We start from the raw sequence: 20,495 nt of genomic DNA, 5'->3' as shown, positions 1-20,495 counted from the left end.
ATGTTTCTGTGGATAATTCAACGCGATCTTCTGCTCGCGATGCGGCGACGGGCAGATGTCTTGACGACCCTGTTTTTTTTCATCATCGTGGTGAGCCTGTTTCCCCTCGGCGTGGGTCCCGAAATGAACATGCTTCGGACCATGGCGCCGGGCGTCGTATGGGTAGCGGCGCTGCTGGCCTCCATGTTGTCGCTGGGACGGATGTTTTCAAGCGATCACGCCGATGGCACACTGGAACAGATGCTGCTCTCGCCCCAGTCGCTATCCCTGCTGGTGTTGGGCAAGGCGCTGGCGCACTGGCTGGTAACGGGCGTGCCACTGGTGCTGATGGCTCCCGTGCTGGGCATCCAATATGATCTGTCCACCGATGCGCTACTGGTGCTGACAGCCTCCTTATTGCTGGGAACACCCGTGTTGAGCCTCATTGGCGCCATCGGTGCAGCACTGACTCTGGGATTGCGAGGTGGTGGAGTTCTGGTGTCGCTACTGGTGTTGCCCCTGTATATACCCGTATTGATATTCGGCGCAGGTGCGGTGGAAGCAAGCGCGGCAGGCCTGGGCGCTGGAGCGCACATGTCGCTGCTCGGGGCGTTTTTGCTGGCATCCCTGGTCCTTGCGCCATGGACGGCGGCCGTCTCATTGCGGATTTCCATGGAGTAAGGAAAAACCAATTCTGAATTCAAGGTTTTTAGGTTAAAATTTCAAAGTTAAGCACGTGAGGCCAAAACTTCAATTATCGACCTCATAGGGAGTTCAGTATTTTTTAACATGGCAATTAACTGGTTCAAATATTCCTCTCCGGCAAGCTTCTATTCTCTTGCCGGCAAAATGATCCCCTTTTTTTCCGTAGCCGCGGCTGTATTGTTCGTGGTGGGGCTTTATATCGGGTTCTTCGTGGCGCCCACCGATTTTCAGCAGGGTGAAGCGTATCGCATCATATTCATTCACGTCCCGGCCGCCTGGCTATCCATGTTTCTCTACGTGATAATGGCCATGTGGTCTGGCATTGGCCTTGCGTTCAATACCCGCCTTTCTTCCATGGTCGCAACGGCGATTGCGCCGACCGGGGCAATGTTCACCTTTCTTGCCTTGTGGACCGGCGCACTGTGGGGCAAACCCATGTGGGGAACCTGGTGGGTATGGGATGCGCGGCTAACGTCGGAACTGATTCTGTTATTTCTCTACATTGGCTTCATGTCGCTTCAGGCGGCAATAGATGATCCGCGCAGGGCAGACAAAGCCGGTGCAATGATCGCCCTGGTGGGGGTTGTCAACGTTCCGATCATCTATTTCTCGGTGAAATGGTGGAATACCCTGCACCAGGGTGCTTCCGTCAGTCTTACCCAATCCCCGAAAATGGCAAGCACCATGCTGACCGGAATGCTGATCATGTCGCTCGCATGCTGGATGTATGCAATTGCCGTGATACTGATACGCACCCGCGCCATTATTCTGGAACGTGAGCGCCATACAGTATGGGTGGGCCAGTTGCAAGAGGCCACACAGTGAACTGGAGCGGTCTGTCCGAATTTCTGAACATGGGGGGATACGGATTCTATGTATGGGGATCTTATCTGGTTGCGCTCCTCTGCATCGCCGGAGAAATTTTTCTGGTTTTCAACCGCAGGCGAACTTTGCTCAGACATCTCAGTCTGATTCATCAGTCAACCAAACAAGAGAAGGGAAATGAAACCACGTCATAAAAAACTGGCAATCATCGCTTCGAGCGTGACAGCGCTGGGTGTCGCTTCAGTACTGGTGTTGAATGCATTCCAGAGCAATCTGGTATTCTTCTTCAGCCCTACCCAGGTAGCCAACAAGGAAGCGCCTGTGGGCAAGAGCTTTCGCATCGGCGGCCTCGTGGAAGAAGGCAGCGTCAAGCGTCAGAACGACGGCGTAACAGTGAATTTCGTGGTGACGGATACCGCAAAAGTTATTCCGGTGGTATACACGGGTATTCTTCCCGATCTGTTCAAGGAAGGCAAGGGCGTGGTAGCTCAGGGAAAGATGGCGCAGGACGGTATTTTCCGCGCAGATGAGGTACTCGCGAAACACGATGAAAATTACATGCCGCCTGAAGCCGCCGATGCGCTTGATCAGGCGGACAAGGCGCGCAAAACCGTGCTGGTGCAATAGCGCAAATAGCGCAAATAGCGAAGGTTTGACAGGATCAGGACGCCTTCTCCTGTCAGACCCGGCCCAAACCTGGCCATATCCATATTTTCAATCCACAACTCATAGCCCCCGACCATGATCCCAGAACTTGGTAATTTCGCTCTGATCCTCGCCCTCCTGCTGGCGCTTATACAAGGCACCCTGCCCATTATCGGTGCAGCCCGCGGCATTCCTTCATGGATTGCGCTGGCCCGGCCGGTGGTTCAGGGACAATTTGTGTTTGTCGCCATCGCGTTCTTCTGCCTTGCCTATTCATTCGTCACCAGCGACTTTTCGGTGATAAACGTCGCGCAGAACTCCAACTCGAAATTGCCTGCCGAGTACCGGTTTGCGGCAACCTGGGGTTCGCATGAAGGGTCCTTGTTGCTATGGACATTGATGCTGGCGAGCTGGTCGATTGCAGTCAGCGTATTCAGCCGTCATCTGCCGAACGAGATGGTGGCGCGGGTACTGGGCGTTATGGGCCTGGTAAGCGTGGGCTTTCTTCTGTTCATGCTTTTCACTTCCAATCCATTCGAACGTATGCTGCCGGCGGCGATGGAAGGAAGCGATCTCAACCCCTTGCTGCAAGACCCGGGCATGGTGGTTCACCCCCCCATGCTGTACATGGGCTACGTAGGCTTTTCCGTGGCATTTGCTTTTGCCATTTCCGCACTGCTCAGCGGACAAATGGATGCGACTTGGGCACGGTGGTCGCGTCCGTGGACGACTGTTGCATGGATGTTCCTCACCATCGGCATCATGCTTGGAAGCTGGTGGGCTTATTACGAGCTTGGGTGGGGCGGCTGGTGGTTCTGGGACCCCGTCGAGAATGCTTCTTTCATGCCGTGGCTGGTAGGAACGGCACTGGTTCATTCCCTTGCGGTGACGGAAAAGCGCGGGAGCTTCAAGAGCTGGACCGTGCTGCTGGCAATATGCGCGTTCTCCTTGAGCCTGCTCGGCACGTTCCTGGTTCGCTCGGGTGTGTTGACTTCCGTACATGCTTTTGCAACCGATCCCAAGCGTGGCATTTTCATCCTGGCCTTTCTGGTTATCGTCATCGGAAGTTCCCTGCTGCTTTTTGCCTGGCGAGCGCCGAAAATCGGATTGGGCGGCAAATTCGAACTGGTGTCGAGAGAATCCATGCTGCTCGGCAACAATCTCTTGATGATGGTCGCGGCCGGCAGCATCCTGCTGGGTACACTTTACCCCCTGGTCATGGATGCGCTTGAGCTCGGCAAGATATCTGTGGGCCCGCCCTACTTCGAATCCGTATTCGTGCCATTGATGGCGCCTGCTGTTTTTCTGATGGGCCTGGGTCCCCTCGCACGCTGGAAACAGGCGCACCTGCCCGAGCTTATGGTGCGTTTGCGTTGGGCTTTTGCCGTTAGTCTGGTTAGCGCCCTGCTGATGCCGTTCGTCATGGGCGAATGGAAACCATTCGTAAGCTTCGGTTTGCTGATGGCATTCTGGGTCGTGGCCACCATAGCCGTAAGCGTGACACATCGCTTGCGAAGCAGCGGCAGGAAGGGATTATTGGCGAAACTCGCCGCACAATCACGCAGCTATTACGGCATGCATTTTGCGCATCTGGGCATAGCCGTGTTCATCATCGGCGTGGCGCTGGTGGGCGGTTATGAGACCGAAAAAGACGTACGCATGGAAATTGGCGAGACCGTCGAGGTGGGAGGTTACACCTTCCGTTTCAATGGCGTTCACAAGGCGCCTGGACCCAATTACATGGCCGATATCGGTAATATGGACGTGCTGCGCAATGGTGAAAAGGTTGGCGCCATGGAACCGGAAAAGCGGGTTTACAACGCATCGGGAATGGCGATGACCGAAGCAGCAATCGACACGGGCATACTTCGGGATCTCTATGTTGCGTTAGGGGAGCCGCTGGAGAATGGAGCATGGGTGGTACGTGTCTATCACAAACCGTTCGTGGACTGGATCTGGTTTGGGTGCCTGCTGATGGCATTTGGTGGAGCACTGGCTGTAACCGACCGGCGTTACCGTCTGTCGCCACGCAAGGAACGTGAGCCTGTGGACGACAGAAAAGCTGCAGGCAAGAAAGTTCCGGCCGGCAAGAAGGCGCCGGCTGCACCCATGATTGCGAGGAGCAAGAAGGCATGATGCGTTTTCTGCTGCCGCTGGCGGCATTTATCGTACTTGTTGGTTTTCTGCTGGTAGGCCTGAACCTGAACCCCAGGCAGGTTCCTTCCCCGCTGATCGGAAAACCCGCCCCTGATTTCCAGTTGGAACAGCTGCACGAGTCGGAAAAGACGCTCACATCCAAGGAAAATCTGGGCAAGGTATGGCTCCTGAATGTGTGGGCTTCATGGTGTGTCTCCTGCCGGCAAGAGCATCCGGTACTGGTTGAGCTCGCCAAATCCGGCATCGTGCCGGTCTACGGCCTCAACTATAAGGACGAGCGCGACCTGGCTTTGCAATGGCTGAGGCAATTCGGGGACCCTTACACAGTCAGCGTCCGTGACCCGGAAGGCAGGACAGGCATCGATTTTGGCGTCTACGGCGTACCGGAGACCTATGTCATCGACAAGAACGGAGTAATCCGATACAAGCAGATCGGGCCTGTAACAGTAGAAGCGCTTGAGACGAAAATTTTGCCGCTGGTGAAGGAACTGCAGGGATGAATCTGGTGCTTTTATTTCCATCATCAAGTTTTGCCTTGATGCACAAGCGCGACGCTGGGCGGAAAGGCGCCTTGGGCCTGAAAAAATTCGCGCTGCTGCTCACCTTGATGCTTCTGGCATCGTCCGGATGGGCGAAGGAGGCTGCGCCCGTTGCCGAGGATCCCGAGATCGAGAGACGCATGATTGCATTATCCGAAGATTTACGCTGTCTGGTATGCCAGAACGAATCGCTCGCGGGCTCACGGGCCGATTTTGCCAACGATCTCCGGCGTGAAATCCGCGAACAGATGCAAGCAAACAAAAGCGATAAGGAAATTGTCGATTTTCTGGTGGCGCGTTATGGTGATTTTGTACTCTATAATCCGCCGGTCAAGCCTACGACCGTATTCCTGTGGTTCGGTCCATTCATTTTTCTGATAATCGGTGCGGTAATACTGTTTGTTTATCTCAAACGCCGCCGCAACCAGATTGAAGAACCAGTGCTATCCGAACAGCAACGCAAACAGGCTGAAGCGCTGCTGAAGGAAAGCAAGGGTAATAACGCATGACGTCATTTTGGGTTGTGGCCGGCATATTCATTGCCTGTGCATTGCTGTTCGTACTTCCGACATTGTGGAGCAAAAAGAATCGTCCGGGCGGTGTGGCTCGGGACGCGACCAATGTCAGCATCTATCGCGATCAGTTGGCCGAACTCGATAGCGATTTTCTCAATGATATTCTGACTCGCGAGCAATATGAACAAAGCAAGCGGGAGCTGCAGCAACGAATGTTGCAGGATGTATCCGAGGGAGAAACCATGACAACAGCAGTTATGGGCGGTAACCGCAATGTTGCAACCATTACATTGACAACTTTGGCGGTACCGCTTCTGGCGGTTTCGCTCTATCTCTGGCTGGGCAATACGAAAGCTTTGCTGCCACAACCGGCAATGGAGCAGATGCCGATAGGTGCGGCGGCCGATGATGGAGGTCACGCAAATATTTCATCGGTGCTGGAAAACCTGACGGCACGCCTGAGGGAACAGCCTGATGATGTGGAAGGCTGGCTCATGCTGGGACGAACCTACGCCATGATGCAACGCTTTAATGAAGCAAAGGATGCCTACGAAAAAGTACTGGCCTTGTCCCCGGATAATTCCGAGTTTATTACGGATTATGCGGACATTGTCGCGATGACGAACAATGGCAGCCTGCTGGGGCAGCCGCTAGAACTGATCAACAAGGCGCTGCGCCTCGATCCCGGCAACCCCAAGGCCTTGGCGCTGGCAGGCACGGCCGAATTCGAGCAGAAAAAATACAAGGAAGCTGCCGCATACTGGGAAAAACTGCTCGCGCTCATCCCTCCGTCAGAGGCCGACCTGGTGAATTCGATAAGCGCCAGTATCGCCGAAGCGAAATCCCTGGCATCAGGAAAAGGGAGCCTGGTGGCAAGAGCACAGCAACAGTTTTCGGGTGGACAAACTCCGCCTCCTGCGGAAAACAAACCCGAGTCGGTGGCTGCTGCCGGGGCTGCAACCTCAGGCACGCTTTCCGGCACAGTAACGTTGAGCCCTTCCCTGGCCGGCAAAGCATCGCCCAACGATAGCCTGTATATCTTTGCTCGCGCCAAAACCGGCCCCAAGGCTCCGTTGGCGACCCTGCGCTTGCAGGTAAAGGACTTACCCGCGTCCTTTTCCCTGAACGACTCCATGGCCAGGTCTGGTGTACAGCTATCCACTTTTCAAGCAGAAATGGTGGTAGGTGCAAGAATCTCGAAGTCGGGCTCTCCTATGCCGCAGAGCGGGGATCTACAGGGTTTCAGTCAACCAATCAGGATCGGCGGCAAGGATATCAAGGTCGTAATCGATCAGCAGCTACCCTAACGGATTCTACACACAAGTTGTCCGCGGATATCGGCTTACCACCGTGCCAAAGTGCAGGGTGCAAAAAGGGAAGCGCGTTGCACCGCATGAAGAAATTAACCATGCGCGCCCGGCCGGCTTAAGGCGTTGTAAACCGTTCGCCCCCCAATCCGGGCCTTTTAATCATTAATCATCTCTTCCGGCTGGCCCCATGGCACGAACCCAAGGTGCCGGTGGACTTCTGGAATTCCCGGCTAGCGTAATTGGTGATTGACCCACAAGGCAGCCGTAACCAAAAGTACGGCGCCCGCCTGGTGAGCTGCTGCGAGCGATAGAGGGACGACAAGCAGCAATGTGGAAATACCCAGGCTTATCTGCACCGCCAGCATGACCAATAATAGAGTGCAGGCCAGGCGAGCTGAACCAGACAGCGGCACACTCCTGGATTTAAACCAGAAGATTGAAATCAGAATCGCCAGCGTCCATGCAATCAGGCGGTGATCGAACTGGACTGTCGTCATGTTATCAAAGAAATTCAGATACCATGGCTCCAGCATGAATAGTTCAGGCGGGATGATGTGGCCATCCATCAAAGGAAAAGTATTGTAAGCCAGACCTGCCTGGATACCCGCTACAAAACCGCCCGAAAGTACCATTATGAATATCAGGGTGGTCAGGGCAATCGAGAAACGGCGCAAACTTCGCATTTTACTGTTTACAAGTGATGCCCCAACTGGGTAAAGCAGATCCAGCGCCACCCAGAACATTGCGGCATAAATCGCAAAGGCAAGCCCTAGATGGGCTGTCAACCGGTACTGGCTTACATGCGGATTATCCACCAGCCCGCTCTTTACCATGTACCAGCCCATTCCGCCCTGCAACCCTCCTAAAATAAAAATTCCCGTCAGCTTGAGGCCCAACGGTCGATCGATTGCCTTTTTCGCAATGAAATACAGGAACGGGAAAAAGAAAGCCAGTCCGATGACACGACCCAATAGCCGGTGAAAATATTCCCACCAGAAAATATACTTGAATTCATCCAGGCTCATGCCCAGATTGATTTTTTTATACTGGGGCGTCTGGTGGTATTTTTCAAAAAGTTCGTCCCAATCGCTTTGACTCAGCGGGGGCATGGTGCCAACGATGGGCTGCCATTCGACAATGGACAGTCCGGAATGGGTGAGCCGCGTAACGCCGCCGACAACCACCATGGCAAACACCAGAGCGCAGCAAACAAGCAACCAGATGGCAATGGGTTTCTGCATGATCAAATTGAAAGTTAACTATAAGGGGAAATTAACGATAGCGAATGAATCGCTCGTCCAGGATTTTCTAAACCGGGGAATTTGCAAATTTATTTCGCACGCATCAGGCGTTGCTTGTCGCGCACCCACTCTTTCTGTTTCTCGGATTCGCGCTTGTCATGCTGCTTCTTGCCCTTGCCAAGACCGATTTCAATTTTGATCTTGCCTGCTTTATAATGCATATCCAATGGCAGCAGCGTGTAGCCCGCGCGCTCCACCTTACCGATGAGCCGTTTGATTTCTTCAGCATGCAACAGCAGCTTTCGAGTACGGACCGGATCCGGCAGGATATGGGTTGAAGCCGTCGGCAAAGCGCTGATATGACAACCGATAAGAAACAGTTCACCTTTACGGATGACAACATAAGCTTCTTTTATCTGTACTCGCCCCGCGCGAATCGCCTTGACCTCCCATCCCTCCAGAACCGCGCCGGTTTCAAATTTTTCCTCGATAAAATAATCGTGAAAAGCTTTCTTATTCTGAACAATACTCATGTAAGGGAAGAAAAAGGGTGAGTTCCACGCCGGTTTCGTGTATTTTAACAGCTTTCAATACTATCTCGTTGGATCAGCGCAGTTTATCTTATGGCAGAAATCGAAAAATCGGTACTGATCGGTTATTCTGCGAGCCGTATGTTTGCATTAGTGGATGCAGTGGAAGACTATCCCAAGTTCTTGCCCTGGTGCGGAGGTTCATCCGTCGTTCGACAGGATGAAACCGTTACGCATGCAACCATCATGATCGATTATCATCACATCAAGCACAGCTTTACCACCGAGAATATCCGAAAGCCGCCGGAATTGATCACCATGACACTTCTGGACGGCCCATTCCAGAATCTTGACGGCCACTGGCGTTTCGTTCCCCTGGCTGAAAACGCCTGCAAGATCGAATTTCGCCTGCATTATACGTTCTCGCACATTTTTCTTGAAAAACTGGTGGGCCCGGTATTCTTCATGATAGCCAACAGCTTTGTGGAAGCGTTCATCGAGCGTGCGGAAGAAGTTTATGGAAGTTCATGAAGGAAAAATCGAAATCGAAGTAGCGTACGCTTTGCCCGAAAATCAGCTTGTCCGGCGTTTGGACCTTCCAGCCGGAACAACTGCGAAGCAGGCTGTGGAATATTCCGGAATTACCAGCCTTTTTCCGGAAATCGATCTTTTCCGGAACAAGCTGGGCATATTCGGCAAGCTCGTCAGCCCTGACACGGTTCTGCATGATCGAGATCGCGTGGAGATCTATCGGCCTCTAGCCGTTGATCCAAAGGAAAGTCGTAGAAAACGCGCGAAGGAGCTCGGTTCGAAGAGGAAGATAGAAGCGTAAGTGCGAATCTCACTTGCCCCGCCTCGAATAATAAAGATCATACCCGTCAACGAAGATCAGATACTGGAGCATTGTAAGCTGCGCCGCAGGCACTCGTCCTGAGGTTCACTCCCCATAACTCCCCGCGTTTCGCTATAATGCCGCTTTGTGAAGGATCAATATCATGCGACTGGTTGAGAAAGCTCTAACCTTTGACGATGTTTTGTTGCTTCCCGCACACTCCGTGGTTTTGCCACGCAATGTCAATCTGACTACCCGGCTCACCCGCGGCATCTCTCTGAATATTCCCCTGGTTTCAGCCGCCATGGATACGGTTACCGAGGCACCGCTTGCGATTACGCTCGCACAGGAAGGCGGTATAGGCATCATCCACAAGAATATGCCGGCAGAATCCCAGGCGGCCCATGTGGCCAATGTCAAGCGCTTCGAAAGCGGCGTGGTGAAAGATCCCATTACCATCCCGCCGGATATGACGGTGCGGGAGGTACTCAACCTCATTCGCAAATACAAGATATCCGGCTTACCGGTGGTAGAAGGCTCAAAAGTGGTGGGTATCGTCACCAATCGCGACCTTCGCTTCGAAACCAATCTGGATCAACCCATCAAGAATATCATGACGCTGAAAGAGCGTTTGGTGACGGTAGGCGAAGGGACCAGCCGCGAGGACGCGATGGCGCTTCTGCACAAATACCGGTTGGAGCGGGTGCTGGTCGTGAATAGCGATTTCGAGCTTCGTGGATTGATAACCGTGAAGGACATCATCAAAACCTCAGAACATCCCAATGCATGCAAGGATGACCTCGGACGCTTGCGGGTGGGCGCCGCCATTGGGGTTGGCGAAGGCAGTGAAGAACGCGCGGAAGCGCTAGCCGAAGCAGGCGTGGACGTAATCGTGGTGGATACCGCCCACGGCCATTCGCAGAGCGTGCTGGACCGCGTCCACTGGGTAAAAAAACGATTTCCGGGAATACAGGTCATTGGTGGCAATATCGCTACCGCTGCTGCTGCCCGTGCGCTGGTAGATCAAGGGGTTGATGCGGTAAAGGTCGGAATAGGCCCTGGCTCGATCTGTACCACGCGTATCGTTGCGGGGGTGGGTGTACCACAGATCACCGCGATCAAGAACGTATCCGATGCTTTGGCAAATACGGGAATACCGTTGATTTCCGATGGAGGCATCCGCTATTCCGGCGATATCGCCAAGGCGATTGCAGCCGGAGCAAGCTCTGTGATGCTGGGAGGATTGTTCGCCGGGACGGAGGAAGCACCAGGCGAAATCGAACTATTCCAGGGGCGCTCTTACAAAACATACCGCGGCATGGGGTCGCTTTCCGCCATGCAGCAAGGCTCAAGCGACCGCTATTTCCAGCAAGCCGAGCAGGATACGAGGAAGCTGGTGCCGGAAGGCGTGGAAGGCCGCGTCCCGTTCAAAGGCAGCGTCGTTGCCGTAATCCATCAACTCGTAGGTGGTGTACGCTCGGGTATGGGCTACCTTGGTTGTGAAACCATCGCCGACATGCATGCAAAAGCCGAGTTCATCGAAATCACCTCCGCCGGCATTCGTGAATCGCACGTCCATAACGTGCAGATTACCAAGGAAGCGCCGAACTATCGCGTGGAATAGCAACCGGTGTAGCGGTCACCCTCCTGGTAGAGCTTCCGGTTGCCTTCCACGTGAATACCGATGCTCTCTACCTCCGCCCGGGATTTATCCACCCATTTAAAATTTCCGCTCTGGTTTCTTATCGGGACTGTTACGCAAGATATTTCTGGCGCAATACATCATGCATCAAAAAATACTCATCCTCGATTTTGGTTCCCAATATACACAGCTGATTGCCCGCCGGGTACGGGAGAATAACGTCTACTGCGAGATTTATCCCTCCGACATCAGCTCTCAATTTGTCAGAGATTTTGCGCCGGCAGGCATTATTCTTTCCGGTGGCCCGGCTTCCGTAGCCGAAGATAAAACGCCGCGGGCCCCCCAAAGCGTCTTCGAACTGGGCGTGCCGGTAATGGGTATTTGCTACGGCATGCAGACGATGGCTGCGCAACTGGGGGGCGCGGTTGAAAACGCCAGGGTGCGCGAATTCGGCTATGCCGAAGTGCAGGCGCAAGACCAGACGACTCTACTGCGGGACATTCACGACCGTACCGATTCGGCGGGTAAACAGGTGCTCGATGTATGGATGAGCCATGGCGATAACGTGACAGCGCTTCCTCCCGGCTTTGAAGTCATGGCGTGCAATGCCGCAACTCCGCTAGCCGCCATAGCGGATGAGAAGCGAAAATTTTATGGCATGCAATTCCACCCCGAGGTGACACACACGCTGCAGGGCAAGGCCATTATCGAACGGTTCGTGCACGAAATCTGCGGAGCCGGCCATGACTGGAACATGCCCGATTATATGGATGAAGCGATTGGCAGGATACGTTCCGAGGTAGGAGCGGACGAAGTCATTCTGGGCCTGTCAGGTGGCGTCGATTCGTCGGTCGCCGCAGCACTGATTCATCGCGCCATCGGTAAGCAGCTCACCTGCGTTTTCGTGGATAACGGCCTGCTGCGGCAAAACGAAGCCGAGCAGGTAATGGATATCTTTGGCAGAAACCTGGGCGTAAAAGTCATCCACGTGGACGCCAGTGCAGAGTTCCTGAAACATTTGCAAGGTGTTGCCGATCCGGAAACAAAGCGCCGTGTTATCGGCAGGGAATTCGTCGAAGTGTTTCAGCGTGAAGCAGCCGGAATTGCCAATGCCAAGTGGCTGGCCCAAGGCACGATTTACCCTGATGTGATCGAATCCGCCGGAGGTAAAACAAAAAAAGCTCACACGATCAAATCGCACCACAATGTAGGGGGCTTGCCTGATACGCTTCATCTGAAACTTCTGGAACCCTTGCGTGAATTATTCAAGGATGAGGTGCGCGAACTCGGCCTGGCGCTCGGCCTGTCGCACGAAATGGTCTTTCGCCATCCGTTTCCGGGACCTGGCCTGGGCGTTCGTATTCTTGGGGAAGTAAAGCGCGAGTATGCTGAACTGCTGCGTCGGGCCGACGCGATCTTCATTGAAGAATTACGCATATCGGGCTGGTACGAAAAAACCTCCCAGGCCTTCGCGGTATTCCTGCCGGTAAAATCAGTGGGCGTCATGGGCGACGGGCGCACCTACGATTATGTGGTAGCGTTAAGGGCGGTGCAAACCGAAGACTTCATGACAGCCCACTGGGCCGAACTCCCCTATACCCTGCTGGCCAAAATATCAAACCGCATCGTAAACGAAGTACGCGGCATCAACCGCGTGGTTTACGATATCTCCGGCAAGCCCCCTGCGACCATCGAGTGGGAGTGATCCCGCGTCTTGCGTGTCCAGGCACCTGATGGCATAAAAGCCGCAAAGCCCGCACGGTCCAGACTTGAGCAGCGCAAGGCGAAGTTCGTGAGTAGATCGAAGTGAAGATGAGGCAACGCGAGGGCGGGAAGGAGCGTGGCGTTTGATACTTCCGCAAATGCCATAGAAATCGAACAAGCCATCATAGACCTTGTGGAGCAACCCTTTGCCCCGTAGAGTTCACACGCTGAAAAGGGGAAACATCGCGAAGATCCAACCTGTGAAGCCGTTCTTCCTTGATAGCGAGGGCAAAGGATTAGATAGGAGAAAACATGGCCCAGTTCATCAACACCAGGGAAAACATCGTCACCGAAGCCGTCGATGGTCTGGTCGCGGCGTCTGGCGGCATGCTGGCGCGGCTCGACGGCTATCCACACATACGGGTGGTCGTGCGCAACGACTGGGACAAGTCCAAGGTCGCGCTGATCTCGGGCGGTGGATCGGGGCACGAACCGGCGCATGCGGGTTTCGTCGGGGAAGGGATGCTGACGGCTGCGGTGTGCGGCGACATTTTCGCCTCGCCCACAGCCGACGCGGTACTGGCAGGCATCCTTGCCGTGACTGGACCGTCCGGCTGCCTGCTCATCGTCAAGAACTATACCGGTGACCGGCTGAATTTCGGGCTGGCGGCCGAACGCGCTCGCCAGTTCGGCTTGAATGTAGAGATAGTCATCGTCGACGATGATGTGGCGCTGCCCGACTTGCCCCAGGCCCGCGGCCTCGCAGGTACACTTTTCGTGCACAAGATCGCTGGCGCGCTGGCCGAGAATGGCACCGACCTTGCGCGCGTCACCGCAGCCGCGCGCAAGGTCGTGTCGAAGACAAAAAGCATCGGCATGTCGCTAGGCACCGGCACCATCCCAGGTTCTCCAAAGGAGGATCGCATTCCGCCGGGCATGGCCGAGCTTGGGCTCGGCATCCACGGTGAAGCCGGAGTTGAGCAAGTCGAGTTCAGGGACGCGAGCGAAGCTGTCGCGGCCATGGTCGAGCGCCTGTCCGCTGCAATGGAAGGAAAGAGGCATGTCGCTATGGTCAACAATCTCGGCGGCACATCGGTCATCGAGATGTCGATCATTCTCAACGAAATCCGGCGATCAGCGATTGGCGAGCAGATAAACCACGTCGTCGGCCCGGCGGCCATGATGACGTCGCTCGACATGCATGGCTTCTCGATTTCGGTCTATCCTGCCGACGATGCCGAGATCGCCCTGCTCAAGCAGCACACGCCGCTGGCGGCATGGCCGCGGGTCTCCCGGCTGGGCCAGGTCGCGGTTCAGGCACTGCCGGACGGCCTGACGCCTGTCGTTCCGGTGCCCTCGATGCACAAGCCGACCAGGGAGTTCCTGACCAGATGCTGCGAGGTTCTGATCGCCGCCGAGAACGACCTCAATGCGCTCGACGCGAAGTCAGGCGATGGCGACACCGGCAGCACGCTGGCCGGCGCGGCACGCGCCCTGATCAGCGCCGTGGACCGATTGCCGCTTGCCGATCATACCCAACTCTATCGCGCCATTGGCTTGGAGCTTTCCAAGACCATGGGAGGCTCGTTCGGTGTGCTCCTCGCGATCTTCTTCGCTGCAACGGGCGACGCCGCCTCAAGCGGCATGCCAATGTGCGAAGCGTTACAAGCCGGATTGCGGAGAATGCAGGAGATCGGCGGGGCGCGGTTGGGTGATCGCACCATGGTCGACGCCCTTGCGCCGGCTCTTGATGCCCTGGAAAAGAGCCTATCCGAGGCGGCGAAAGCCGCGCGTGCGGGTGCCGATCGCACTGTCCGCATGAGCAAGGCGAATGCGGGCCGCGCTTCCTATGTCAATGCCACGCAATTGGTCGGTCACGCCGATCCAGGTGCTGAGGCAATCGCGCGGCTGTTCGAGCACTTGGCCGAATTTTAGATTTTAAGTATCTGTTCATAATAAATAATGAATTCATTATTTATCGACGGCTATCGATGCCCTGCATCGATTATTGCCGGATTTTCTAACGGACGTGTAGCAGGGGCTTGATGAGTAAGTAGACTTCACGGCGGGCTTGAAATATCTGTGAGCGCTTCGGCTACAGGACCGATATCGGCACTATCGACGGCAAAGTCTCCCAACGATACGATTCCCACCAAGCGTTTATCCGCATCCACCACCGGCAACCGCCGAATCTGATGGTCGCTCATGATTTGGGCCGCGTCTTCTATGGAATCGTCCTCCTCAACCCAGATCACCCCTTCGGACATGACCTCCCCCACCGACGTATCCGGATCCTTCCCTTCGGCAACTGCCCTTACGGCAATATCGCGGTCGGTTATAACCCCCAGCAACTGCTCGTCTTCATCTTCTGCCACAGGCAACAGTCCGAAGTCGCCATCCCGCATTTCCTGGGCCGCTTCCTCAATGGTGGCGTCAGGGCTGATAACATGCACGTCGGTGCTCATCACCTCACTAACCTTCTGCATCTCATTCTCCTCGTCAAAAACTCCGCACCATCAGGCGTAAAATAATCAAAGCGGTTTGCGGCCGCTAATGACCCTGAGCAGGACAACCACTATGGCTATCACCAGAAGTATGTGAATAAAACCACCCATGGTGTACGAACTCACCAAACCCAATAGCCACAAGATGATCAAAACAACAGCGATCGTATAGAGCATGATAATTTCCTCTTTATATGTGAAATTTATCTACAAGCGCTTAGCCAGCTAATTGTATTATTCGATTCCGATTCTGCCAGCTGGCCCGGGCCGCCCCTGCTGCTTAATACTCTCTCTTGGCGTCAGCTTTCGCAGCTGCTTCTGCAGCTTTTGCTTCTTCAAGGCAAACGTCTTTCACGTTACCGGCCTGATCGTCACACCTTTCCTTTGCCACCCTGTAGTCAGCCTCAGCCTTAACCACTTTAACCTCGTAGCTGGCTTTTCTAGATGGCTTATACCGCGCTTCAAGATCTGCCTCCGCAACTTCTTTCTTCCCCTTGGCTTCAGCCTCGCATATATCCTCGGCATTACCCGCCAGCGAATCGCAACGCTCCTTGTCCACGTCATATTCACGCTGAATACGATCCTTGTCGGTTACATAGACATCATGTGGCATGGTCTGCTCTGCCACTACGCCCATACTGAATGAAAACCCCACGAGTGCCAGGATGACGTTCAATTTACGCATGATTTCCCTCGATGTGTGGTTACGCTGATGATTATCTGCACGCTGCGATTCGCCCATCTTGCTCGCTCTAGTATTTCGGGGGATACACATCCTTCTGGTTTCTTTCCCATTCGGCAATTTGTTCCTCCGCTTCTTCCTTCGAAATACCGTACGATTCCTGGATTTTTCCGGAAAGTTGTTCCCGTTTTCCCGCAATAGTGTCAAGATGGTCGTCGGTAAGCTTGCCCCATTGTTCCTTGACTTTACCCTTGAATTGCTTCCAGTTACCTTCTACTTGGTCCCAGTTCATATTAATGCTCCTTTGTAGTGTCGTTGATAACAGGTAAAGTTTTATTTCCTGACGCTCAGTTCATTGATGACGTTCTTGACGCCCTCGACTCCCTTGACAACCTGCGTAGCTCGGTCGATCTGAGCCTGGTCGTCCACGAAACCGCTGAGCTGGACTTCCCCATCGCGCGTCACAACGGCAATATCGGTGCTGTTGACGCCAGACTCGGCAAGCAACGCAGCCTTGACTTTGGTGGTGACAATCCCGTCATCGATCTTTTCGCCTACCGTGGTTTCGGCAGTCTTCAAGGTCATTTTATTGTCCACGTTTTTTACGCCCTCAACCCCCCTCGTAATCGAGATGGCCCGATCGATCTGGGTCTGGTTATCCACGAAGCCGCTTAGTTGAACTTCTCCTTTATGCGTTTCAACCTGGATATCCAGGCCCTTGACAATCTCATCCGCGAGCAGCGCGGATTTTACCTTGGTGGTAATGGCGCTATCATCTACATCCGTTCCAATGGTCGTTTTTGCCTCAGGCGCAGGTTCGGATTTGGTCTCCGGTGTTCCGGGCTCGGGCCCCTTGTCCTCGGTTTTTCCGCATGCAGCAATAGACAAGGCGCCGATAAGCGTTATAGTCAGAACTACTAATTTATTTTGAATATTCATGCTGTTTTTCTCCACAGTAGATTTGAATTAGAAGTGGCCAATGCCTTTACAGCTAAAGACGAGAATTCGTGTTCGGCTCTCCACTGGCCGACTGCAGCATCATGATCACGCTTTTCAGCCAACGGCTCAGTGCGCTGGCGCACATATTGAAAAAAACCGTTCTCCAAAGCCATTAACGGGATCGTAGCGTTTTATAAGCACATTCGGCTATTCAGCGGCATTGCATGATAATGAAGAAATCGAGTAATTGAAGACGCCCCTGATAAGGAAAACGGGAGTGCCCCGAGCAGGTAAAAAAATAACGTAAACACGCGGTTTTCTCCCACTGCTGTTTTCGACCAGCAATTAAATGGCACGCCGGGAGGCGTGCCGTATAAAATTTAGCCGTAACACATTGACGAGGATGTAAACCGAGAACAGTCCCGTGAATATCAGAAAATTTACCAGCCTTTCCAATGTCGTCCTTGCCCTGCTGCTGACCAGTATCGGCGCACTTGTATTTCATTCGCTGAGCATTCGGGATGACCTCAACAATAGTGAGCGTCACCGGTTTCAGGCGCTTCTGCTTGCCGATGAATTGCTCCAGAGCTCGGATGATCTCACGGACCTGGCGCGGCAGTACGTTGTTACGGGCGCCCCGGTTTATAAGCGCTATTTCATCGAAGTACTGGATATCCGCAATGGCATGCGACCAGGTCCGCTGCACTACTCTCCCACGTACTGGCACCTTGTGGCAGCAGGAAAAAATCCCTCCGTAGAAAAAAGGGAAGCTGTTTCCTTGCTGGAGAGGTTCCGCCGGGCAAACTTCAGCGATGAGGAATTTTCCTTGCTACAAGCCGCGCTGGAGCACTCCGATAAGCTCGTCAACCTGGAACGGCAGGCATTCGCGGCCGTGGAAGGCTTGCATGATGATGGCAAGGGAAATTTTACGGTACGCCGCAAGCCCGACCGGGAATTCGCAATACGCCTGCTGTTCAGTGAGCGCTATCTTGCCGGGAAAGCCGCTGTCTCGGAGCCGATCCAGAAGTTCATGGATCTCTTCAGTGAACGCATGTATACCCAATCTAACCGGGGCCTTGCCCGACTGGAACGCCAAATTATCTTTGAAATGGTGCTCATCTTTATCGCCCTGCTTGCTACGACCGGTATCATTTTTTATACCCGCCTCGGCATATTGCAACCTCTGGCGGAACTTGGCCGCCAGGTAGCCGGCGTAACCCGCGGTATTCATCCCAGCCGATATGGTAAAGCGACGAGTAACGAAGTATCCAAACTCGGCGAAGCATTGACTTTGGCGGATGCGGAGAAACGGCAACTTCTCGAGAACGAGCGAATTGCGCGGAATGAGGCTGAGCGCGCCAGCCAACTCAAGGATGAGTTTCTGGCAACCCTCTCCCATGAACTGAGAACCCCGCTGAATGCAATTCTGGGATGGTCGCAGCTCATCTTGAGCGGAAACATGAAAAAGGAAGACATCCATCGAGGCCTGGAAACGATCGAAAGAAATGCTCGCGCCCAGAATAAGCTTATAGAAGATCTCCTTGAAATGAGCAGCATCATATCAGGCAAGGTCAGGCTCGACATGCAGCAATTGGATGTCGCCAGCCTAGTCGACGCGGCAGTGGAGTCGGTCAAGCCAACGGCGCAGGCCAAGGGCGTGGCGCTACAAAAAATGATCGCTCCACATATCGACCCCATCACCGCGGATTCCAACCGGCTCCAGCAAGTCTTGTGGAATCTACTTTCCAACTCGATAAAATTTACGCCAAAAGGGGGCAATATAGAGATTCGAGTTGAGCAGTTCAGCTCGTTCGTTGAAATCAGGATCAGCGACTCGGGCTTGGGTATCGCTCCGGAATTCATGCCTTACGTTTTCGATCGCTTCAGGCAGGGTGATGCTTCACTTACACGGCAGTACGGCGGTCTTGGCCTGGGCCTTGCGATTGTCAAGCAATTGGTGGAGCTTCATGGGGGAACAGTACGCGCAGAAAGTGCAGGCGCCGGTCAAGGGTCATCATTTGTCGTGAATTTGCCGCTCTCTCCCGTTGCTGTCCTGAAAAATGAGCCAGTATCATCCCTGAGAGGGCATTTTGATGGAAAAGGCGCTTCGTTTGCAGGGTTGAAAGTACTGGTAATTGACGATGAACTGGACGCACGCGAACTCATCAGGCGAATATTGACCCAAAGCGAAGCCAGCGTGGTCACTGCCACGGGTGCTAACGAAGGATTGGAATTTTTTAAGATGGAAAGACCGGATGTGATCATCAGCGACATCAGCATGCCGGAGCGGAACGGGTATGAATTCATTGAGGATGTGAGAAACCTTTCCCCGGAAGATGGCGGCAACACTCCCGCCATTGCGCTCACGGCGTTTGCCGCTGGGGAAGACAAAACCAGGGCCATAAGCTCAGGCTACCAGATACATCTGCCCAAACCTGTCGATTCATATGAGTTGATCACCGCTATTAATGCCCTCCTCGGCCGGAACGGGGCCGACGAATAATCCTTCCTCCGGTCAGGAAAAATCGCCCCTGGCGGCGCTTGGCCCATTCTCGGCGCCTTCCTGCTCCTTCAAAGGTTCGCACCTTTTTATCCTGAATACCTGTCGGCAACCGCAAGTGATGCGGGTATAGCTGCCTGTACTCGAAATGCGTCCTCCTTATTGAACTTCGGCCTGCCGATGCATCCCGTTTGCTGAGCCGCGGCAATTTGCCACATGCGACAATATGCCACATTGATTTATCGATAAGAGTAATAAATACTCACCACGTCGGCCAGTTACGAGAATTATGCCGGTATCTTGAAATTACTTTATGTCGTTAATCAGTTTACGAGAGATCAAAATATGAAAAAAACACTTCAGTGCGCATTTTTTCTGGCTGGCATGGCCTCATTACCTGCGATGGCGCATGTGGGTTATGGCGGCCGTGATTTTGGAACTTTTGATAATACCTACACTACTTCCACTCGAATCGATCAAGCGGTGACCGGGAACTATGGCTGGATGGATGGCACGGATGCCGACTATGGCGACAGTCACAAATTACGTGCCTACCGCTTCACGCTGCTCGAGTCTGCCAATATTAACCTTACGTTCGAGCAGGCAACCTCGCAGGTTACAGATCACCTCGGCAACATCTCCACTTCTCATCTCGGATTGCTACCCGGGTTCTCGCTCTACCAGGGGCTTGCACATATTGCGCCCATGAAGGCGGATCATGATTCTGCCAATATATCCCTCTCTAACCGTCCGGTTAACGCGGAGGGCTCATTCCGAGCCTTGACCGATTGGTCAATCGGCAATGATCCAGGCGATCTGAACGGCACGTCTGTTCCGGCGAGCCTGAGTTTTTTCAAATATATTGGTCATGCCTATGATGGCTCGGGCTTTGGCTCGGATGGCGCACCTGATGGGAAAGTCTCCCATACCTTCATGAATCTGGCGGCTGGCGACTATTCTGTATTCGTGGGAGGGGCGGATTATTTTGCTCAGGATATCGCCAACCCGAATTTGCAGAGCAAGTATGGCGTTACCGGCACCCTGATCGCGGGAGCCGTACCCGAACCGGAAACCTACGCCATGCTGCTCGCCGGCCTCGCCTTGATGGGCACCGTCTTGCGGCGGCGCCTGCCTCGCAATACGGCCTGAACTGTCGTCGAAGGGTGCTCCGGCGGTGGAGACCGCCGCGCCGAATGTGAAAAAGTCCGGAACGATATAATCGCGCCGGACCAGGAGTGTCGTTCAA

The 20,495-nt window shown here is 54.0% G+C and carries 22 protein-coding genes; 15 read left to right on the top strand and 7 right to left on the bottom strand.

The window, feature by feature from the left end; genetic code table 11:
* From ccmB to ccmI, 8 genes are all read left to right on the top strand, one after another.
* The gene (ccmB, locus tag BMZ14_RS01915; RefSeq protein ID WP_074794010.1) at nt 1-660 is read left to right on the top strand and encodes a heme exporter protein CcmB; all 660 of its coding nucleotides are present in this window, start codon (nt 1-3) and stop codon (nt 658-660) included.
* 108 nt (nt 661-768) lie between these two features.
* Nucleotides 769-1,509: a heme ABC transporter permease CcmC gene (gene ccmC, locus BMZ14_RS01910; RefSeq protein ID WP_074794008.1), complete on the top strand. Its 741-nt coding sequence runs from the start codon at nt 769-771 to the stop codon at nt 1,507-1,509.
* Complete coding sequence (gene ccmD / locus BMZ14_RS01905) at nt 1,476-1,703, top strand: heme exporter protein CcmD (protein WP_371265534.1); 228 nt, start codon at nt 1,476-1,478, stop codon at nt 1,701-1,703. The genes ccmC and ccmD overlap by 34 nt, the downstream gene beginning before the upstream one ends.
* Nucleotides 1,687-2,136: a cytochrome c maturation protein CcmE gene (gene ccmE, locus BMZ14_RS01900; protein ID WP_074794005.1), complete on the top strand. Its 450-nt coding sequence runs from the start codon at nt 1,687-1,689 to the stop codon at nt 2,134-2,136. The genes ccmD and ccmE overlap by 17 nt, the downstream gene beginning before the upstream one ends.
* 114 nt (nt 2,137-2,250) lie before the next feature.
* The gene (locus BMZ14_RS01895) at nt 2,251-4,290 is read left to right on the top strand and encodes a heme lyase CcmF/NrfE family subunit (RefSeq protein WP_074794003.1); all 2,040 of its coding nucleotides are present in this window, start codon (nt 2,251-2,253) and stop codon (nt 4,288-4,290) included.
* The gene (locus tag BMZ14_RS01890) at nt 4,287-4,811 is read left to right on the top strand and encodes a DsbE family thiol:disulfide interchange protein (RefSeq protein ID WP_074794001.1); all 525 of its coding nucleotides are present in this window, start codon (nt 4,287-4,289) and stop codon (nt 4,809-4,811) included. The genes BMZ14_RS01895 and BMZ14_RS01890 overlap by 4 nt, the downstream gene beginning before the upstream one ends.
* On the top strand, nt 4,808-5,359 hold the full coding sequence (locus BMZ14_RS01885; RefSeq protein WP_083396579.1) for a cytochrome c-type biogenesis protein: 552 nt from the start codon (nt 4,808-4,810) through the stop codon (nt 5,357-5,359). Before BMZ14_RS01890 ends, BMZ14_RS01885 begins: the two co-directional genes overlap by 4 nt.
* Nucleotides 5,356-6,672, top strand: coding sequence for a c-type cytochrome biogenesis protein CcmI (gene ccmI, locus BMZ14_RS01880; RefSeq protein ID WP_074793999.1), 1,317 nt, complete (start codon nt 5,356-5,358; stop codon nt 6,670-6,672). Before BMZ14_RS01885 ends, ccmI begins: the two co-directional genes overlap by 4 nt.
* A gap of 233 nt (nt 6,673-6,905) precedes the next feature.
* Here the strand turns inward: ccmI and BMZ14_RS01875 are convergent, their stop codons facing one another.
* Complete coding sequence (locus tag BMZ14_RS01875; RefSeq protein WP_074793997.1) at nt 6,906-7,916, bottom strand: COX15/CtaA family protein; 1,011 nt, start codon at nt 7,914-7,916, stop codon at nt 6,906-6,908.
* A gap of 89 nt (nt 7,917-8,005) precedes the next feature.
* Nucleotides 8,006-8,449, bottom strand: coding sequence for an SsrA-binding protein SmpB (smpB, locus tag BMZ14_RS01870; RefSeq protein WP_074793995.1), 444 nt, complete (start codon nt 8,447-8,449; stop codon nt 8,006-8,008).
* A gap of 90 nt (nt 8,450-8,539) precedes the next feature.
* Between smpB and BMZ14_RS01865 the strand changes: the two genes are divergently transcribed.
* The 5 genes from BMZ14_RS01865 to BMZ14_RS01845 all read left to right on the top strand — a co-directional run bounded on the left by BMZ14_RS01865 (nt 8,540) and on the right by BMZ14_RS01845 (nt 14,559).
* Complete coding sequence (locus BMZ14_RS01865; protein ID WP_074793993.1) at nt 8,540-8,977, top strand: type II toxin-antitoxin system RatA family toxin; 438 nt, start codon at nt 8,540-8,542, stop codon at nt 8,975-8,977.
* The gene (locus BMZ14_RS01860; protein WP_074793991.1) at nt 8,964-9,278 is read left to right on the top strand and encodes an RnfH family protein; all 315 of its coding nucleotides are present in this window, start codon (nt 8,964-8,966) and stop codon (nt 9,276-9,278) included. Before BMZ14_RS01865 ends, BMZ14_RS01860 begins: the two co-directional genes overlap by 14 nt.
* A gap of 163 nt (nt 9,279-9,441) precedes the next feature.
* A complete protein-coding gene (gene guaB, locus BMZ14_RS01855) occupies nt 9,442-10,902 on the top strand; it encodes an IMP dehydrogenase (protein ID WP_074793989.1) in 1,461 nt (486 codons plus the stop codon).
* 160 nt (nt 10,903-11,062) lie between these two features.
* Nucleotides 11,063-12,625, top strand: coding sequence for a glutamine-hydrolyzing GMP synthase (gene guaA, locus BMZ14_RS01850; RefSeq protein ID WP_074793987.1), 1,563 nt, complete (start codon nt 11,063-11,065; stop codon nt 12,623-12,625).
* 311 nt (nt 12,626-12,936) lie between these two features.
* Nucleotides 12,937-14,559 (top strand): dihydroxyacetone kinase subunit DhaK, encoded by a 1,623-nt coding sequence (locus BMZ14_RS01845; protein ID WP_074793985.1) that lies wholly within the window; start codon nt 12,937-12,939, stop codon nt 14,557-14,559.
* Nucleotides 14,560-14,684: 125 nt separating this feature from the next.
* On the opposite strand, the gene BMZ14_RS01840 is transcribed toward BMZ14_RS01845, so the two are convergent.
* The 5 genes from BMZ14_RS01840 to BMZ14_RS01825 all read right to left on the bottom strand — a co-directional run bounded on the left by BMZ14_RS01840 (nt 14,685) and on the right by BMZ14_RS01825 (nt 16,749).
* Nucleotides 14,685-15,110, bottom strand: coding sequence for a CBS domain-containing protein (locus tag BMZ14_RS01840; RefSeq protein WP_074793983.1), 426 nt, complete (start codon nt 15,108-15,110; stop codon nt 14,685-14,687).
* Nucleotides 15,111-15,155: 45 nt separating this feature from the next.
* Entirely contained in the window at nt 15,156-15,305 is a 150-nt protein-coding gene (locus tag BMZ14_RS14710; RefSeq protein WP_143071855.1) for a lmo0937 family membrane protein, read from the bottom strand.
* Between the two features lie 103 nt (nt 15,306-15,408).
* Nucleotides 15,409-15,813, bottom strand: a complete 405-nt coding sequence (locus tag BMZ14_RS01835; RefSeq protein WP_074793981.1) for a hypothetical protein — start codon at nt 15,811-15,813, stop codon at nt 15,409-15,411.
* Nucleotides 15,814-15,880: 67 nt separating this feature from the next.
* Nucleotides 15,881-16,102 carry a CsbD family protein gene (locus tag BMZ14_RS01830; RefSeq protein ID WP_074793979.1) on the bottom strand — a complete coding sequence of 74 codons (222 nt, stop codon included), beginning with the start codon at nt 16,100-16,102 and terminating at the stop codon, nt 15,881-15,883.
* Nucleotides 16,103-16,143: 41 nt separating this feature from the next.
* On the bottom strand, nt 16,144-16,749 hold the full coding sequence (locus BMZ14_RS01825) for a BON domain-containing protein (protein ID WP_074793977.1): 606 nt from the start codon (nt 16,747-16,749) through the stop codon (nt 16,144-16,146).
* A 424-nt stretch (nt 16,750-17,173) separates the two neighbouring features.
* Between BMZ14_RS01825 and BMZ14_RS01820 the strand changes: the two genes are divergently transcribed.
* Together BMZ14_RS01820 and BMZ14_RS01815 are read left to right on the top strand one after the other, a co-directional pair.
* On the top strand, nt 17,174-19,252 hold the full coding sequence (locus BMZ14_RS01820) for a hybrid sensor histidine kinase/response regulator (RefSeq protein ID WP_074793975.1): 2,079 nt from the start codon (nt 17,174-17,176) through the stop codon (nt 19,250-19,252).
* 342 nt (nt 19,253-19,594) lie between these two features.
* Nucleotides 19,595-20,398, top strand: a complete 804-nt coding sequence (locus tag BMZ14_RS01815) for a PEP-CTERM sorting domain-containing protein (protein ID WP_074793973.1) — start codon at nt 19,595-19,597, stop codon at nt 20,396-20,398.
* The last annotated feature ends 97 nt before the right edge of the window (nt 20,399-20,495 follow it).

This window comes from Nitrosospira briensis (assembly GCF_900115125.1).
Taxonomy (GTDB): domain Bacteria; phylum Pseudomonadota; class Gammaproteobacteria; order Burkholderiales; family Nitrosomonadaceae; genus Nitrosospira; species Nitrosospira briensis_A.
This window is presented reverse-complemented; position numbering and strand designations above follow the sequence as displayed.

Bases quoted from the DNA above. Each gene is read 5' to 3' on its own strand.
- ccmB (WP_074794010.1), top strand. From the start codon at position 1: ATGTTTCTGTGGATAATTCAACGCGATCTTCTGCTCGCGATGCGGCGA.
- ccmC (WP_074794008.1), top strand. From the start codon at position 769: ATGGCAATTAACTGGTTCAAATATTCCTCTCCGGCAAGCTTCTATTCT.
- ccmD (WP_371265534.1), top strand. From the start codon at position 1,476: ATGGGTGGGCCAGTTGCAAGAGGCCACACAGTGAACTGGAGCGGTCTG.
- ccmE (WP_074794005.1), top strand. From the start codon at position 1,687: ATGAAACCACGTCATAAAAAACTGGCAATCATCGCTTCGAGCGTGACA.
- BMZ14_RS01895 (WP_074794003.1), top strand. From the start codon at position 2,251: ATGATCCCAGAACTTGGTAATTTCGCTCTGATCCTCGCCCTCCTGCTG.
- BMZ14_RS01890 (WP_074794001.1), top strand. From the start codon at position 4,287: ATGATGCGTTTTCTGCTGCCGCTGGCGGCATTTATCGTACTTGTTGGT.
- BMZ14_RS01885 (WP_083396579.1), top strand. From the start codon at position 4,808: ATGAATCTGGTGCTTTTATTTCCATCATCAAGTTTTGCCTTGATGCAC.
- ccmI (WP_074793999.1), top strand. From the start codon at position 5,356: ATGACGTCATTTTGGGTTGTGGCCGGCATATTCATTGCCTGTGCATTG.
- BMZ14_RS01875 (WP_074793997.1), bottom strand. From the start codon at position 7,916: ATGCAGAAACCCATTGCCATCTGGTTGCTTGTTTGCTGCGCTCTGGTG.
- smpB (WP_074793995.1), bottom strand. From the start codon at position 8,449: ATGAGTATTGTTCAGAATAAGAAAGCTTTTCACGATTATTTTATCGAG.
- BMZ14_RS01865 (WP_074793993.1), top strand. From the start codon at position 8,540: ATGGCAGAAATCGAAAAATCGGTACTGATCGGTTATTCTGCGAGCCGT.
- BMZ14_RS01860 (WP_074793991.1), top strand. From the start codon at position 8,964: ATGGAAGTTCATGAAGGAAAAATCGAAATCGAAGTAGCGTACGCTTTG.
- guaB (WP_074793989.1), top strand. From the start codon at position 9,442: ATGCGACTGGTTGAGAAAGCTCTAACCTTTGACGATGTTTTGTTGCTT.
- guaA (WP_074793987.1), top strand. From the start codon at position 11,063: ATGCATCAAAAAATACTCATCCTCGATTTTGGTTCCCAATATACACAG.
- BMZ14_RS01845 (WP_074793985.1), top strand. From the start codon at position 12,937: ATGGCCCAGTTCATCAACACCAGGGAAAACATCGTCACCGAAGCCGTC.
- BMZ14_RS01840 (WP_074793983.1), bottom strand. From the start codon at position 15,110: ATGCAGAAGGTTAGTGAGGTGATGAGCACCGACGTGCATGTTATCAGC.
- BMZ14_RS14710 (WP_143071855.1), bottom strand. From the start codon at position 15,305: ATGCTCTATACGATCGCTGTTGTTTTGATCATCTTGTGGCTATTGGGT.
- BMZ14_RS01835 (WP_074793981.1), bottom strand. From the start codon at position 15,813: ATGCGTAAATTGAACGTCATCCTGGCACTCGTGGGGTTTTCATTCAGT.
- BMZ14_RS01830 (WP_074793979.1), bottom strand. From the start codon at position 16,102: ATGAACTGGGACCAAGTAGAAGGTAACTGGAAGCAATTCAAGGGTAAA.
- BMZ14_RS01825 (WP_074793977.1), bottom strand. From the start codon at position 16,749: ATGAATATTCAAAATAAATTAGTAGTTCTGACTATAACGCTTATCGGC.
- BMZ14_RS01815 (WP_074793973.1), top strand. From the start codon at position 19,595: ATGAAAAAAACACTTCAGTGCGCATTTTTTCTGGCTGGCATGGCCTCA.